15 protein-coding genes are annotated in these 13,654 nt (G+C 65.8%); 6 read left to right on the forward strand and 9 right to left on the reverse strand.

The window, feature by feature from the left end:
• Positions 1-82 precede the first annotated feature (82 nt).
• Positions 83-640 carry a nucleotidyltransferase family protein gene (locus tag G6N38_RS17960; RefSeq protein ID WP_163749443.1) on the forward strand — a complete coding sequence of 186 codons (558 nt, stop codon included), beginning with the start codon at positions 83-85 and terminating at the stop codon, positions 638-640.
• On the opposite strand, the gene G6N38_RS17965 is transcribed toward G6N38_RS17960, so the two are convergent.
• Positions 624-950 (reverse strand): hypothetical protein, encoded by a 327-nt coding sequence (locus tag G6N38_RS17965; protein WP_163749444.1) that lies wholly within the window; start codon positions 948-950, stop codon positions 624-626. The genes G6N38_RS17960 and G6N38_RS17965 overlap by 17 nt on opposite strands.
• 89 nt (positions 951-1,039) lie before the next feature.
• Here G6N38_RS17965 and G6N38_RS17970 point away from each other — a divergent pair, with 89 nt between their 5' ends.
• Positions 1,040-1,762, forward strand: a complete 723-nt coding sequence (locus tag G6N38_RS17970; protein ID WP_163749445.1) for an SDR family oxidoreductase — start codon at positions 1,040-1,042, stop codon at positions 1,760-1,762.
• Here the strand turns inward: G6N38_RS17970 and G6N38_RS17975 are convergent.
• From G6N38_RS17975 to G6N38_RS18005, 7 genes are all read right to left on the reverse strand, one after another.
• Positions 1,755-3,554: an acetyl/propionyl/methylcrotonyl-CoA carboxylase subunit alpha gene (locus G6N38_RS17975; RefSeq protein WP_163749446.1), complete on the reverse strand. Its 1,800-nt coding sequence runs from the start codon at positions 3,552-3,554 to the stop codon at positions 1,755-1,757. The two genes, G6N38_RS17970 and G6N38_RS17975, sit on opposite strands and share 8 nt — an antisense overlap.
• 120 nt (positions 3,555-3,674) lie before the next feature.
• The gene (locus tag G6N38_RS17980; protein ID WP_163749447.1) at positions 3,675-4,859 is read right to left on the reverse strand and encodes a hypothetical protein; all 1,185 of its coding nucleotides are present in this window, start codon (positions 4,857-4,859) and stop codon (positions 3,675-3,677) included.
• 50 nt (positions 4,860-4,909) lie between these two features.
• Entirely contained in the window at positions 4,910-5,329 is a 420-nt protein-coding gene (locus G6N38_RS17985) for a SufE family protein (RefSeq protein ID WP_163749448.1), read from the reverse strand.
• Positions 5,326-6,222: a sulfurtransferase gene (locus G6N38_RS17990; RefSeq protein ID WP_163749449.1), complete on the reverse strand. Its 897-nt coding sequence runs from the start codon at positions 6,220-6,222 to the stop codon at positions 5,326-5,328. Before G6N38_RS17990 ends, G6N38_RS17985 begins: the two co-directional genes overlap by 4 nt.
• Before the next feature lie 20 nt (positions 6,223-6,242).
• The gene (locus G6N38_RS17995; RefSeq protein ID WP_163749450.1) at positions 6,243-6,884 is read right to left on the reverse strand and encodes a Maf family protein; all 642 of its coding nucleotides are present in this window, start codon (positions 6,882-6,884) and stop codon (positions 6,243-6,245) included.
• A gap of 59 nt (positions 6,885-6,943) precedes the next feature.
• Entirely contained in the window at positions 6,944-7,222 is a 279-nt protein-coding gene (locus G6N38_RS18000; protein WP_163749451.1) for an acyl-CoA carboxylase epsilon subunit, read from the reverse strand.
• A 16-nt stretch (positions 7,223-7,238) separates the two neighbouring features.
• Positions 7,239-8,867, reverse strand: a complete 1,629-nt coding sequence (locus G6N38_RS18005) for an acyl-CoA carboxylase subunit beta (RefSeq protein WP_163749452.1) — start codon at positions 8,865-8,867, stop codon at positions 7,239-7,241.
• Positions 8,868-9,394: 527 nt separating this feature from the next.
• On the opposite strand from G6N38_RS18005, the gene G6N38_RS18010 reads away from it, so the two are divergent.
• From G6N38_RS18010 to G6N38_RS18025, 4 genes are read left to right on the forward strand one after another with little or no spacing between them, the layout of a single operon-like run.
• Positions 9,395-10,651 carry a class I SAM-dependent methyltransferase gene (locus G6N38_RS18010; RefSeq protein WP_163749453.1) on the forward strand — a complete coding sequence of 419 codons (1,257 nt, stop codon included), beginning with the start codon at positions 9,395-9,397 and terminating at the stop codon, positions 10,649-10,651.
• A complete protein-coding gene (locus tag G6N38_RS18015; protein ID WP_163749454.1) occupies positions 10,648-11,430 on the forward strand; it encodes a glycosyltransferase family protein in 783 nt (260 codons plus the stop codon). Before G6N38_RS18010 ends, G6N38_RS18015 begins: the two co-directional genes overlap by 4 nt.
• Entirely contained in the window at positions 11,423-12,073 is a 651-nt protein-coding gene (locus tag G6N38_RS18020; RefSeq protein ID WP_163749455.1) for a PIG-L deacetylase family protein, read from the forward strand. Before G6N38_RS18015 ends, G6N38_RS18020 begins: the two co-directional genes overlap by 8 nt.
• Positions 12,074-13,114, forward strand: a complete 1,041-nt coding sequence (locus G6N38_RS18025) for an NAD-dependent epimerase/dehydratase family protein (protein WP_163749456.1) — start codon at positions 12,074-12,076, stop codon at positions 13,112-13,114.
• Here the strand turns inward: G6N38_RS18025 and G6N38_RS18030 are convergent.
• Positions 13,032-13,652, reverse strand: coding sequence for a dTDP-4-dehydrorhamnose 3,5-epimerase family protein (locus tag G6N38_RS18030; RefSeq protein WP_163749457.1), 621 nt, complete (start codon positions 13,650-13,652; stop codon positions 13,032-13,034). The two genes, G6N38_RS18025 and G6N38_RS18030, sit on opposite strands and share 83 nt — an antisense overlap.
• Between the last annotated feature and the right edge of the window lie 2 nt (positions 13,653-13,654).

Raw genomic sequence — 13,654 nt, forward strand, 5'->3', positions numbered from 1 at the left:
CCTGGCGTGCTGGTGTGACAGCGGTAGCTGCGGGTTCTAATGATCCTTACAGACTCGCAGGCGCAGCAGTCACACTGGTTGTATGTCCACCCGCGACCAGATAGCCGGCGTACTGCTGGCTGCCGGCGCAGGTGTCCGCTATGGGATGCCGAAAGTCCTTGCTGCCCAGGGTCAATGGCTGCGATCGGCGGTGGAGGCCCTGTCTGAGGGGGGTTGCGGCGAGGTAGTGGTCGTGCTCGGCGCGGCAGTCGTGAACGTCCCGGCGCCGGCACGCGCGGTGGTCGCCGAAGATTGGCAACAGGGGATGGGCGCCTCGCTGCGGGCCGGCCTGGCGGCAATACCCGATGTCGACTACGCCGTTGTCCTCACCGTGGACACCCCCGACATCCGAGCTGACGTGGTCGGCCGACTGGTCGATGCGGGTTGCTCATCGCAATCCGGCATTGCCCGCGCCACCTACGCCGGGCGGCCCGGCCACCCGGTCGTTCTCGCTCGACGGCACTGGCCCGCGTTACTCGAAACGCTGCATGGCGACGAGGGTGCGCGCCGATTCCTGGCCGGCCGGTCGGACGTGCTGGCGATCGACTGCGCCGACCTGGCCACCGGCCTGGATATCGATACGCCTATACCGTCAGATTGAGCGCCGCTGCGGCAAAGCGGCGCACGGCGGTGGCGGCCACAGCAGCCGCCTCGTCATGCCCCGGCCGGGCCCGCGTCGACAGCGTGGCAGTGCGCGGGTCGATCGTGACCTCGGCCAGCAGTTCGCCGGTGGTCGGCTCGCACACCGCCCACGAATATCCGGATTCGGCTGCCCACTGCGCTGTACATCTGGTCACGTAGTCGGGATCGCTCTCGCCGAGGTCGGCCAGCGCCGGGCGGTCATCGATGCGTTCGTCGGCCCGCAGCGCACGCAGATACCAAGTGCCAGCGTTGATTTCGACGGGATCCATGTCAGCGGCTCCGATGGCCCTCGGAGAACTGCCGGCGGAGCTTCGTCATCGCCTCGTCATCAGTCACGGCATCCATCATGCTGGATGGCGTGAAGATCACGGTCTTTGGAGCCAGTGGGCAAATCGGGCGGCGGGTCGTCGACCTGTTGACGGCAGAGGGGCACGAGGTGGTGGCCGCGTCGCGCGCAACGGGCGTCAACGTGCTGACCGCAGCGGGGGTCGCCGACGCGCTGCGCGGCACCCAGGTGATTGTCGACGTTCTCAACTCGCCTTCGGATGAGGACGGACCGGCGTTGGAGTTCTTCAGCACCGCCACCCGCACCCTCGTCGAGGCCGCTGCAGCCGCTGGGGTGGCGCACTACGTCGCACTGTCGATCGTCGGAGTGACCCGGTTGCCCGGCAGCGGGTACATGCGGGCCAAGGTGGCCCAGGAGACGCTGATCGAAGCGTCCGGCCTGCCCTACACGATCGTGCGCGCCACCCAATTCGACGAGTTCGCGGACGGGATTGTGGCCACGCTGACCGAGGGCGACATTGTGCGGGTGCCCGACGCCCGGATCCAGCCGATCGCGGCTGCCGAAGTCGCCGCCCATGTGGCCCGTGCGGCCGTCGGATCGCCGGCCGGTGTCGTCGAACTCGGCGGGCCTGACAAGATCACCTTCGCCGAACTGGCTCGGGTGGTACTGGCGCGGCGCGGCGAACAGCTCGCCGTCGTCATCGACCCGTCCGCAACGTATTTCGGTGCGAAGGTAGACGACAACAGTCTGGTCACCGGCGCCGGCGCCGTACTGGGAGTAGCTCGCTTTACTTGATCTCGGCCAGGACTGTGCCCTGGGTGATCGCAGCACCGGCCTCGACAGCCAGCCCGGTGATGACACCGTCCTTGTGGGCGGTCACCGGGTTCTCCATCTTCATGGCCTCGAGCACCACGACGAGATCACCGGTGGCCACCGTCTGACCTTCTTCGACGGCGACCTTCACCACGGTGCCCTGCATCGGTGCGGTCACCGCGTCACCCGAGGCGGCGGCACCGGCGTGGGCGCCGCGCTTGCGGGCCTTCGGCTTCTTGCGGATGGCGCCGGACTCGGCCGGGCCGGAACCGTTGCCGAGCGCCAGATCACCGGGCAGCGACACCTCGACGCGGCGGCCACCGACCTCGACGACCACCTTCTGGCGCGGCTGAGCTTCTTCTTCGTCGACCGGGCCACCGCCGGTGAACGGCTCGATGGTGTTGTTCCACTCGGTCTCGATCCAGCGGGTGTGCACCGTGAAGCCCTCGTCGTCACCGATGAACGCCGGATCGCTGACCACGGCGCGGTGGAACGGGATGACGGTGGCCAGACCTTCGACGGTGAACTCATCAAGGGCACGGCGAGCCCGCTGCAACGCCTCGGCGCGCGTGGCGCCGGTGACGATCAGCTTGGCCAGCATCGAGTCGAACTGCCCGCCGATCACCGAACCGCTCTCCACACCGGAGTCCAGGCGTACGCCCGGGCCGGTCGGCGGATCGAACTTGCTCACCGGGCCGGGCGCAGGCAGGAAGCCGCGGCCGGCGTCCTCGCCGTTGATGCGGAACTCGATGGAGTGCCCGCGCGGCGTGGGATCCTCAGTGATGTCCAGCTTTTCGCCGTTGGCGATGCGGAACTGCTCGCGCACCAGGTCGATACCCGAGGTCTCCTCGGTCACCGGGTGTTCCACCTGCAGGCGGGTGTTCACTTCGAGGAACGAGATCAGGCCGTCCTGGCCGACCAGGTACTCGACGGTGCCGGCACCGTAGTAACCGGCCTCCTTGCAGATGCGCTTGGCCGACTCGTGGATCTCCTTGCGCTGCGCGTCGGTCAGGAACGGCGCTGGGGCCTCCTCGACCAGCTTCTGGAATCGGCGCTGCAGCGAGCAGTCGCGAGTGCCGGCGACCACCACGTTGCCGTGCTGGTCGGCGATCACCTGCGCCTCGACGTGGCGCGGCTTGTCCAAATAACGCTCGACGAAGCACTCGCCGCGGCCGAACGCGGAAACCGCTTCGCGGGTCGCCGATTCGAACAGCTCGGGGATCTCCTCGATGGTGCGGGCCACCTTCATACCGCGGCCGCCGCCACCGAACGCCGCCTTGATCGCGACCGGCACGCCGTACTCCTTGGCGAAGGCCACCACCTCGTCGGCGTCCTTGACCGGGTCGGGGGTACCGGGCACCAGCGGCGCCTGGGCGCGGGCGGCGATATGGCGGGCGGTGACCTTGTCACCCAGGTCGCGGATGGACTGCGGGCTCGGCCCGATCCAGATCAGCCCGGCGTCGAGGACAGCCTGGGCGAAGTCACCGTTCTCGGACAGGAAGCCGTAGCCGGGGTGGATGGCATTGGCGCCCGATTTGGCCGCGGCGTCGAGGATCTTGCCGAAGTCCAAGTAGGACTCCGCAGAGGTTTGACCGCCCAGCGCGAATGCCTCGTCAGCCAGCCGGACGTGCGGTGCGTCGGCGTCAGGCTCGGCGTAAACCGCCACGCTGGCCAGTCCGGCATCCCTGGCCGCCCGGATCACCCGGACCGCGATCTCTCCGCGGTTGGCGACGAGGACCTTGGAGATGGTCTGACTTGGCGTCTGAGTGGGCACCGCGCCTCCTGCTTCATTGATCTTAAGAACGTTCTTTAAAAATAGGTTCGCACGGCAGTGTAAGCGGCGCTCGTTCGACACGAACCAGCTGGTACCCCTACCAATGAGTAAGTTCAGTCTCTAGCGGAGTAATCGAAGCGGGTCGGTGCGGATTGCCTCGGCCGCTTCCTGCAGTAGCCGCCGGTCGTGCACGTCGTCGTGGTAGCTGAGGGTCACGCTGCGTTCGTGGCCGATCGTGCCGCTGAACACCGAAATATCCGCCGGTGCCCACGGCTGCAACGCCGCGTTGATCGACCGCGGACGGTCCGGGACCCACGGCAGGTTCTCGAACGGGGACAACCGGCCGACATCGGAATAGGCGAGCTCCACGGGGGTATCCGCAGGCGCCTGGTGTGCGCGTGTCGCGCTGAGCGGGCCGGCCAGGTTGCGCGCTGATGCCGACGTGAGGGCAAGCAGGGGCAGGGCCGCATCCAGGCGCGCTTTCACCGCGGCGTCGAGCGCTCCAACGGGCGTCTCCAGCGCGGCCTGGACGCTCAAACCTGAGATGAAGTTGGCGTTGACGCGATCACCGGGTGGCAGGTAGCGACGGCAGTCGACGACGAGTCGGAGGGCCTCGGTCAGGGGCAGGCCGGCCTGGGCCAGCGCGGTGCGGATGATGACCAGCCAGGTGACCGCTCTGCTGACACCGGGGGCGTCGGCAGAGCGCCAGCTGTCGACTTCGCGTTCGATGGCCGCGTCGATGTGGATCACCTCCACCGCGGCCGAGGGCAGGGTGGTCGCCGGTGCGCGCGAGGAGGACCGGTGCCGGCCGGGTGCGCGGTGTCGCCTGGCTTCGCTCCAGGTGCTGCGCAGTCGGGCCGGGTTGGCGAAGGTGTGGGTGAGAGCGTGAACGACCGGGATCGAGGTGTCCGGGTCCCGCAACCAGTTCGAGCTTTTCCCCTGGATGAGATCGAAAAGCGTTGTTATGCAATCGATGTAGAGGCGCGCGTCGCCGAGCCCATGATCGATGTCGAATGCGATGTGACGATCGGAGAGGTAGACGTCGACCGGGCTGCGCGGGACGGCAAGGGTGCGGATGTAGTCGAGCACCGCGGTGGTGCCGCGGTCGGCGACCTCGGAGGGCACCTCACGAATCGTGGGTGTGGACTCGGCTTTCCAGCTCCACAGCCACGCCCGCGAGTCGGGGGTCAGCCCAAGGCGGGTGTGCGGACCAGATCGGGTGATCGTGTCCAGCGCGTCGACCACCTGCTCGCGGGGCGGAACGATGACGTTTTCCAGGCAGCCCACATACCGCGTTCCCGCCATCAGCCGATTCAGGCCACTGGTGTTACTACGGCGAAGCAATCCGACCCCCGCTACGTCGTGGCCCGCAGACGGCGCTTGATCCGCGCCAGCATCGCCGACATACCGCGCAGCCGCAGTGGACTGATCAGCGCCGCAAGGCCCAACTCGGAGTAGAAGTCGTCGGGCACGGCCAGGATGTCGGCGGCCGACTGGCCGTCGAGCCCGGCCGCCAGAATCGAGGCGAAGCCACGGGTGGTCGGCGCCTCGGCGGGTGCGCTGAAGAACAGCCGCACATGGTCGGTATCGGAGGCGTCGACATGCAGGAACAGTGGCGACTGGCATTCCGGTACCGGTTCCATGGCCGCCTCTTCCAATGTGGGCGGCAGCGCCGGTAACTCGTCGGCGAACTCCAGCAGCAGCTTGAGCTTGTCCTGGCCCTGCACCTCGCCGAAGTCGGACACGACCTCAGCCAGCGGCGCGGGCATCGTCATGACGCTCCGGGCACGGATCCCGGGTCGCTGCCGGCGACGACGGGCACGCGCACGGTATTACCCCATTCCGTCCAGGAGCCGTCGTAGTTGCGCACGCCGGGGATGCCGAGCAGATAAGTGAGCACGAACCAGGTATGGCTGGACCGCTCACCGATGCGGCAGTAGGCGATGATGTCGTCACCGGGCTCGACGAACGAGTAGACCTCTTCCAGCTCGGCGCGGTTGCGGAACCGGCCGCTGTCGTCGGCGGCCTTGGCCCACGGCACCGATACCGCGGTGGGAATGTGGCCGCCGCGCAGTGCCCCCTCTTCGGGGTAGTCCGGCATGTGGGTGCGCTCGCCGGTGTACTCCTGGGGTGAGCGCACGTCGATCAGCGTCGAATGGCCAAGCGAGCCAAGCACATCGTCCTTGTAGGCCCGGATGGCGGCATCGTTGCGCTCGACGACCGGGTAACCGGAACCGGTCTTGCTCGGTACGTCGAGTGTGGTGTCGCGGCCGTCGGAGATCCACAGATCCCGTCCGCCGTTGAGTAGCCGGACATCCTGGTGGCCGAACAGTGTGAACACCCACAGCGCGTAGGCGGCCCACCAGTTGCTCTTGTCGCCGTAGATCACGACGGTGTCGTCGCGGGAGATGCCCTTGCGGTTCATCAGTTCGGCGAACTGCGCGCCGTTGATGTAGTCACGCACATGCGGGTCGTTGAGGTCGGTATGCCAGTCGACCTTGACCGCGCCGGGGATGTGGCCGATGTCGTAGAGCAACACGTCTTCGTCGGACTCCACGATGGCCAGTCCGGGGGTGCCCAGGTGCGCCGACAGCCAGTCGGCGGTGACCAGGCGCTCCGGGTGGGCGTAGTCCTTGAGGACAGGGCTGGGATCTGCGGGAAGCGGCACGATGATGAGCCTACCGTCGATCAGCGGACCGGATTAGCCCCCCACAGATCCCCGATCGCCAGCCCGACGTCGTTGAACAGCCGATGCGTCACCGACAGGCCCAACCCCACCACGTTGGCCGGGTCGCCGTCGACACCGTCGACGAACCAGCCGCCGAACCCGTCGAGGGTGAACGCACCGGCGACCTGCAGCGGCTCACCAGTTGCGAGGTAGGCCGCGAGATCGGCGGGTGTGGGCGCGGCGAACCGCACCCGGGTGACCGCCGCCTGGGTAGCGGTGTGCACGGCGGCTCCGCGCAGCACCCGGATCACGCAGTGCCCGGTGTAGAGCAGTCCGTCCCGGCCGGCCATCGAATCCCATTGCAGCGCAGCCTGTTCGGGAGTTCCCGGTTTTCCAGACAGCCGACCGTCGACGTAGAGCATCGAATCACAGCCGATCACAACGCAATCCGCGGCGACATCGCGGTCCAGGACCTGACAGACGGCGTCGGCCTTGGCCTGCGCCAACGCGGTCACGACGGTATCGGGTTCGGAGTCCGACCCGAGCTGCGTGACGATCGCGTCTTCGTCCACTCCCGACACGACGACCAGCGGGTCGATCCCGGCGTTACGCAGTACGCGTAGCCGGCCCGACGACGCCGAGCCCAGAACGACCCTCGTCATAGTCGATGTTCTTCGCGCAAGCGGCTCATCAGGCAGATGTTCTTCGCGCAAGCGGCTCATCAACGCCGCAGATGCAGCCGTTCCTGCAACGTCACCCGCTGCCAGCTGGAGATGCCGTAGCGCAGTTTGTCGACCGGGTGGCCCCACAGGTTGAGCTCCTGCGGACCCGGCGCCGGGGTGCCACCGCTTGCGGCGGCCAGCACGGTGACCAGAGCGGCGATGTCCACGTCGCTCGGGTTGCCCTTCTCGATGCGGATCTCCGGCGTCGGCGGTTCCGGGTTGTCCAGCGTGATGTCCCGGGGGTCGCTGAGCTCGGTGATGTCCTCGTGCTTGCTCACAGGCGGAAGCCTTTCATCAGAGCGGGATGTTCCCGTGCTTCTTCGGCGGAACCTGAGCGATCTTGCGCTCAAGCAGCCGCAGTGCGGTCGAGATGTAGCCGCGGGTGTGCGACGGCGGGATCACCGCGTCGACGTAACCGCGCTCGGCGGCGATGTACGGGTTCACCAAGGTGTCCTCGTAGGTCTGCTGCAACTCAAGGCGCAAGGCATCAACGTCCTTGCCCTCGCTGGCCGCGTCCTTGAGGTCCTTGCGGTAGACGAATCCGACCGCACCCGAGGCGCCCATGACCGCGATCTGGGCCGTCGGCCAGGCGATGTTGACATCGCAGCCCATGTCCTTGGACCCCATGACGCAGTAGGCGCCGCCGTAGGCCTTGCGGGTGATGACGGTGACCTTGGCAACGGTGGCCTCGCCGTAGGCGTAGAGCAGCTTGGCGCCGCGCCTGATGATGCCGTTGTACTCCTGCTCGGTGCCCGGCAGGAAGCCCGGCACGTCGACCAGCATCACGATCGGGATGTTGAAGCAGTCGCAGGTGCGCACGAACCGGGCGGCCTTCTCGGAGGCGTTGATGTCCAGGCAGCCGGCGAACTGGGTGGGCTGGTTGGCGACGATCCCGACCGGGCGGCCGTCGATCCGTCCGAAGCCGACGATGATGTTCTGCGCGTAACCCGCCTGAACCTCGAGGAACTCGTCGTCGTCGAGGATGCGGGTGATTACCTCGTGCATGTCGTACGGCTGGTTCGGGGAATCCGGGATCAGCGTGTCCAGTTCGAGGTCCTCGTCGGTGAGGTTGTCCTCGATGGCGCCCGGGTGCGGCGGCGCCGGGTAGCGCGGCGGCTCGGCGTAATTGTTGGGCGGCAGGTAGCTCAGCAGGTCGCGGACGTAGTCGAGGGCATCTTGCTCACCGGAGGCAACATAGTGAACGGTGCCGGACTTGGCCATGTGGGTATGGGCGCCGCCCAGATCCTCCATGGTGACGTCCTCACCGGTCACGGTCTTGATGACGTCGGGGCCGGTGATGAACATCTGGCTGGTCTGGTCGACCATGATCACGAAGTCGGTCAGCGCGGGGGAGTAGACGTGACCGCCCGCCGCCGCACCCATGATCAGCGAGATCTGCGGGATCACGCCGGAAGCCTTGATGTTGTTGTGGAAGATCCGGCTGTAGAGGCCGAGCGAGACCACGCCCTCCTGGATACGGGCGCCCGCGCCGTCATTGATGCCGACCAGAGGGCGGCCGGTCTTGATGGCCAGTTCCTGGACCTTGACAATCTTCTCGCCGTAGACCTCGCCGAGGCTGCCGCCGAACACCGTGGCGTCCTGGCTGAAGATGCAGACCTCGCGGCCGTCGATCGTGCCGTAGCCGGTCACCACACCGTCGCCGACGGGCCGGTTCTCGGCCAGCCCGAAGTTGGTGCTGCGGTGCCGCGCCAGCGCGTCGAGTTCGACGAAGGAGCCTTCGTCGAGCAGCGCCAGGATGCGTTCGCGAGCGGTGAGCTTGCCCTTGGCGTGGACCTTTTCCACGGCGGTCTCGCCGACCGGATGCAGCGACTCCTCAGCGCGCTGACGCAGATCAGCCAGCTTGCCCGCAGTGGTGTGGATGTCGATCGTGTGGCCAGCGGCCGGTTCGGTAACGCTCGTCATGGGTGACGATGCTATCGGCCGGGCTTGGATCTCTGTTGATTGGCCTTCGGCGAGGTTGGCTTCCCGCCGCCGGGGTGCCGCACCAGACTGACGTTCGGCAAATCCGTGCGGAGCTTCCGCTAACTCCCTGAAGAGATGCTGTACTCCCAAATCTGGGACACAACACTCCGGGTGGATTACTGAACAACTGTCGAAAATCTACGCCATGCTGCAATGATGGCAAATTCATAGAAGGCGATGTGAATCTCTGTGAACTGCATTGATGGCCATCAAACGGACCAATAAACGTAACCACAGTTACTTTCGCCAGGGTAAGTTTATGTTTTGGGTCACATCGGGCTGTTAAGGAGCTGTTATCTGTTGCCGTAGTTGCATGAAAGTAGCTACAGTACGTCTGGGCGAACAGATCCTGATTTCTATGACGCGGTACGAGCCGTCATTACCGCGGAATCCGAAGGTGCGTTCACCAACTCGATGCGTTCTCGCCGTGGGGAGCGGGGGTGACGAGTGAAGAGAATCGAGGGTGCGTGCGTTGTCGTTTGTGCGGTTCATCTCGCCTGGTCAGCGTTCTCGATCTGGGGGCGACACCCCCGTGTGAGCGGTTCCTTCGCGGGGATGAACTCGATGCTCCTGAGCCGACTTTCCCATTGCACCTGCGGCTCTGTGAAACATGCCTGCTGCTGCAAATCCCGGCGTTGATCACGCCCGAGGACACCTTCACCGAATACGCGTACTTCTCCTCCTACTCCGATAGTTGGGTTCAGCACGCCAAGACGTTCGTAGACGACGCCGTTACGCGGTTTGGCCTCGGACCAGACTCGTTCGTCGTCGAAGTGGCCAGCAATGACGGATACCTACTCCAGCACGTGGTGGCCGCAGGTATCCCATGCTTGGGAATCGAGCCGTCCCACAACGTAGGGGCTGCGGCCCGCGACCGTGCTGTGCCGACCCGGACGGATTTCCTCGACCCAGGTGTGGCGCAGGCCGTGGTGGCCGAGCATGGGCCGGCCGATCTGGTGATCGCGAACAATGTGTACGCACATGTTCCCGACATCATCGGTTTCGGTCTGGCCCTGCGGGCCCTCCTCGCCGACGACGGCTGGCTGAGCATCGAGGTTCACCACGCACTCAACCTGGTGACGCTCGGTCAGTTCGACACCATCTATCACGAGCACTTCCAGTACTACACGGTGCTCGCGGCGACCAGAGCGCTGTCGGTCGCCGGGCTCAGCGTGGTCGACGCCGAGCTGATCCCGACCCACGGCGGGTCGATCCGATTGTGGGCTCAGCCCGAAGAGGTTGGGGCCCAGCCGAGTTCGCGGCTCCGCGAGATCTTGCACGCGGAGCAACTCGCAGGTTTACACGAGGTCGCGGGGTATCTCAATCTGCGGACTCACACCGAGTCGCTGCGACACGAACTCCTGAGATTCCTCCTCGACTGCAAGGCGAACAACCAGCGGGTGGTTGCCTACGGCGCGCCGGGCAAGGGCAACACCCTGCTGAACTACTGCGGGATTCGCAGCGACCTTGTCGAGTACGCCGTTGATCGCAATCCCTATAAGCACGGCCGGTTCACCCCGGGCACGCGCATTCCCATCCGGGAACCGGCGGCGATCGCGCAGGACCGCCCCGACGTCGTACTCGTCCTGCCGTGGAATCTCGAAACCGAGCTGACCAGTCAGCTTTCGTATGTCGCGGACTGGGGCGGGCGGCTGGTCTACCCGCTACCGACGTTGCATGAGGTCAGCTGGCAACCCGAAGTCGTAAGGAGTCACGCCGGATGAAGGTGGTCTTGTTCTGCGGCGGCTACGGCATGAGGATGCGCAACTCCGTCCACGACGACATCCCCAAACCGATGCAGATGGTCGGTCCCCGACCGTTGTTGTGGCATGTGATGCGCTACTACGCGCACTTCGGGCACAAGGAGTTCATCTTGTGCCTCGGCTACGGCGCCTCCCACATCAAGGACTTCTTCCTGGAGTATCGGGAGACCGCGTCGAACGATTTTGTTATGCGCGACGGCCAAGTTCAGTTGCTGGACAACGACATCAGCGACTGGAAGATCACATTCGTCGACACCGGGCTGGAGTCGCCGCTCGGTGAGCGGCTCCGCCGAGTGCGCGATTACCTCGACGGGGACGAGTACTTCCTGGCCAACTACGCCGACGTCCTGACCGATGCGCGGCTTGATGACGTCATCGACCGATTCCACGCGTCCGGAGCGGTGGCTTCGATGATGCTGGTGCCGCCGCAGCAGTCGTTCCACTGTGTTGAAGTGAAAGACTCCGGCGAGGTCAAGGAGATCATCCCGGTCGCCGACTTGCCGATCTGGGTCAATGGTGGCTTCTTCGTCCTCTCCCAGGAGATCTTCGACTACCTGCCGCCGGGCGGGGATCTGGTCGGCGACGCATGTCAGACGCTGGCGGGTCAGGGTCGGCTGTTCGGCTACCAGCACACAGGATTCTGGAAGCCGGCCGACACCTTCAAAGAGCGAGCCGAACTCGATGACGGCTACCGCCATGGCAACCGCCCGTGGGCGCTGTGGGAGTTATCGGATGCGTGAACTGTCGACCGGCGCCGTGGGTGAGATCGCGGTCGTCGGTGCCCACTGCGACGACATCGCCATCGGGATGGGCGGCACCCTGCTCTCGCTGTGCGCTGACGAGCCCGGCCTTGTTGTTCATGCGCTGGTGTTGTCTGGTGGTGGTACCGAGCGCGGGGCGGAGGAGCGCGCGGCGCTCGACGCATTCTGCCCGGGGGCCACAACGCACGTGACCGTGCTGAACATCCCGGATGGCCGGACGCCGGCACACTGGCAGGCGGTGAAGACCGCGTTGCACGACTTTCGCCAAACATGCCATCCGACAATCGTGTTCGGCCCTCAACGGCACGATGCGCACCAGGACCATCGGCTGATCGCCGAGCTGCTGCCCACGGAATTTCGTGACCACCTGACCCTCGGTTACGAGATCGTGAAGTGGGAGACCGACACTCCCCAGCCGAATGTGTTCGTCCCGCTGACCGTCGAGACCGCCGAGGAGAAGGCGCGGTTGCTGTGCAAGCACTACCCGTCACAGGTGATGCACGACTGGTTCGATGAAGAGGTTTTCTTGGGCTTGTCGCGGTTGCGTGGGGTGCAGTGCCGGAGTCGGTATGCGGAAGCCTTCGCGGTAGAAAAGCTCTCCCTCAAACTCGGAGGCTGCTGAATGCGCGTACTCGTCACCGGCCATCAGGGCTACCTCGGCACCGTGATGGTCCCGGTTCTGCGCGAAGCAGGGCACGAGGTAATCGGCTTGGACACAGGGTATTTCGCCGATTGCGTGCTCGGCCCGGCGCCGGCGGATCCACCACAGTTGGGCGACGGCCGACCTGTGGACCTGCGCGACGTCACTGCTGAGCAACTGAACGGGGTGGAGGCCATCGTCCACCTGGCGGCATTGTCCAACGACCCGCTCGGCGATCTCGCCCCCGACGTGACCTACGAGATCAACCACCGCGCATCGGTGCAGCTGGCCCGGGCCGCCAAGGCGGCCGGGGTGTCCCGCTTTCTCTACGCATCGACGTGCTCGGTATATGGATCGGCCGGCGATGGTCTCGTTGACGAGGACGCGCCGCTGCGGCCGTTGACGCCATACGCGGAAAGCAAGGTCTGGGTGGAAGACGATCTTGCAGCGATCGCCGATTCGGGTTTCGTGCCGGTATTCCTGCGGAATGCAACGGCTTTCGGGTTCTCGCCACGGCTGCGGGCGGACATCGTGCTGAACAACCTGGTGGGGCATGCCGTGCTCAGTGGCGTGGTCAAGGTGTTGTCCGACGGGACGCCGTGGCGGCCCCTGGTGCACGCCGAGGACATCGCCCGAGCATTCGCCCTGTGCCTGACCGCGCCCGCCGAGGCGATTCAGTGTCAGGCATTCAACGTCGGAACCGAGGCCAACAACGTCACGGTGGCCGAGATCGCCCGCGCGGTGGCCGAGGTTGTCCCGGGTGCCGAGTTGCGCATTACCGGTGAAACCGGCGCTGATCCACGGTCCTACCGGGTCGACTTCGCCAAGGCGCGTGAGCGCCTGGGATATCAGGCGCAGTGGTCGGTGGCCGACGGTGCCGCGGAACTGTACGCCAAGTACACCGGCTATGGGCTGACCGAAGCGGCGTTCAGCGGTCAGTTCACTCGGCTGGCGCGTCTGAAGGCCCTGCGCCAATCAGGCGTGCTGGACGAGGCGATGTCTCGGGGAGACCGAGTTGGTTGACCAGCTGACGCCAGTTTCCGGCGGAACGGTCGCGTGCCGAGACCGTCGTCGGCGGCAGCGGCCACGCGATGGCGAGATCGGTGTCATCGAATGCGACGGCCAGATCTTCACTCGGGTCGTGTGCGCGGTCGATGCGGTAACAAACATCGGCGGTCGGCGTGATGGCTTGAAAGCCATGCAGAAACCCCTGCGGCACATAGAGGTGCAGGAAATCGGTGTCATCGAGCCGGATGCACAGCTGATGGCCGAAGGTCGGGGAGTCAGGCCGGATGTCGACGATGACATCGTGTACCGCTCCGTTCGCGCATCGGACGAGTTTGGCTTCGCCCGGTCCCGACCGGCCGTGCATTCCGCGGATGGTTCCCTGCACCGACCGGGACTGCGAATCCTGCACAAACGACGCGCTGAGACCGGGCGTGCCGAAGTAGTCATCGAAGATGTCGGCATCGAAGGTTCGGGTGAACAGGCCGCGGTCGTCGGTGAACGGCTGGGGAACGAGAACGACGACGCCGGGAACTCCGGTTTGTCTGATCCGCACGG

It is taken from the genome of Mycolicibacterium helvum, assembly GCF_010731895.1.
Lineage (GTDB): Bacteria > Actinomycetota > Actinomycetes > Mycobacteriales > Mycobacteriaceae > Mycobacterium > Mycobacterium helvum.